Source organism: Mesorhizobium sp. M4B.F.Ca.ET.017.02.2.1 (assembly GCF_003998955.1).
Lineage (GTDB): Bacteria > Pseudomonadota > Alphaproteobacteria > Rhizobiales > Rhizobiaceae > Mesorhizobium > Mesorhizobium abyssinicae.
The window spans coordinates 1-687 of record NZ_RZOF01000680.1 but is presented as its reverse complement, the minus strand read 5'-3'; the positions used below and the strand labels follow the sequence as shown (position 1 = coordinate 687).

The following is a 687-nucleotide window of genomic DNA, read 5'->3' as shown; positions in this document are numbered from 1 at the left end:
ATGTTGTAGTCGCCGGCGAGCGCGACCGGCAGGCCGGTATCGAGCAACTGACCGGCATGCGCGGCGAAGCGCTCGTGCCAGGCGAGCTTGTAGTCGAATTTCGGCCCCGGTTGCGGGTTGCCGTTCGGCGCGTAGAGGCAGCCAACAACGACGCCGTCGACCGCCGCCTCGATGTAGCGCGCCTGGCGATCGGCCTCGTCGCCGGGCAGCGCGTCGCGCGTCAGCACGGGTTCTGCGCCCTTTGCCAGAATGGCGACGCCGTTCCAGGTCGGCTCGCCCTTCCACACTGCGCCGTAGCCGGCCTTGGCGAGCCTGGTCTGCGGAAACTGCATGTCGCGCGCCTTGAGTTCCTGCAGGCAGACCACATCGGGCTTTGCTTTGGCGAGCCAGGCCAGCAGGTTTTCCAGCCGGCTGTTGATGTTGTTGATGTTGAAGGTGGCGAGTTTCATGTGGGTCATCAGAACAAGAAGCCGGCATGCGCGGCAAGTGGCCGCCTTACGAGGAGCATTGGAGCTAGCCCTTCAGCGTAAGCGCTGCCCCTCATCCGCCTGCCGGCACCTTTGTAACTTGTCCCTTGCCGACTCTGCTATTGCAGCAGGTGCGGTGGCGGACGAGAGACCGGAGCATCTTTGGGCCTTGAAGCCCGTGGGAGAGCGAGGGTCTTCGTCCGCCGTTCCATCGACCCCG

1 protein-coding gene is annotated in these 687 nt (G+C 64.9%); it reads right to left on the bottom strand.

Going from position 1 to position 687, the window contains the following annotated elements; translation table 11 throughout:
- On the bottom strand, positions 1-449 hold a 449-nt coding region (locus tag EN738_RS34815), incomplete at its 3' end, for an exodeoxyribonuclease III (RefSeq protein WP_189606170.1).
- Between the last annotated feature and the right edge of the window lie 238 nt (positions 450-687).